Raw genomic sequence first — 365 nt, 5'->3', positions numbered from 1 at the left:
TCATGACCCCTTTTTTGCTCCATGCTCTTCCATTTTTTAATCGTTTGGCTAATTGATTCATCATTGCTTCTGCACTTCCCATTGGTCGATATGCTGCCGTGTCCACGCCTTTCTCCTGTAACCAACTACGATAATCTTTTATGGTTTTCCTGATGATGCGTTAAAAAGGCGAGGAAATGCGCTAGTTTTTCTTCTTCTGGTGTATCCATTGTTCCTACTGCACTATTCAACTCTAGAAGTAATTTTTCTACCTGGTAGTTTTTTAACGCTCTTCTCATGTAGCGGAATCGGGGATGGCTCTTCATTAGCTGTTTCATCGAACGAGCTACATGAAACCGATCCATGGTGAAAAAGGCTCGTTCCCG

At 42.5% G+C, this 365-nt stretch carries 2 protein-coding genes; both read right to left on the bottom strand.

Annotated elements, in window-relative coordinates; genetic code table 11:
• Positions 1-106 (bottom strand): hypothetical protein (locus tag ACTNDN_RS25060; protein ID WP_441132591.1); only part of this gene is annotated, 106 nt, incomplete at its 3' end.
• A gap of 19 nt (positions 107-125) precedes the next feature.
• A partial coding sequence (locus tag ACTNDN_RS25055) for a UPF0236 family transposase-like protein (protein ID WP_441132590.1) occupies positions 126-365 on the bottom strand: 240 nt, incomplete at its 5' end.

Source organism: Niallia sp. HCP3S3_B10 (assembly GCF_052064465.1).
GTDB lineage: Bacteria > Bacillota > Bacilli > Bacillales > Cytobacillaceae > Niallia > Niallia hominis.
The sequence above is the reverse complement of the archived record's forward strand: the minus strand, read 5'-3'. Positions and strand labels throughout refer to the sequence as shown.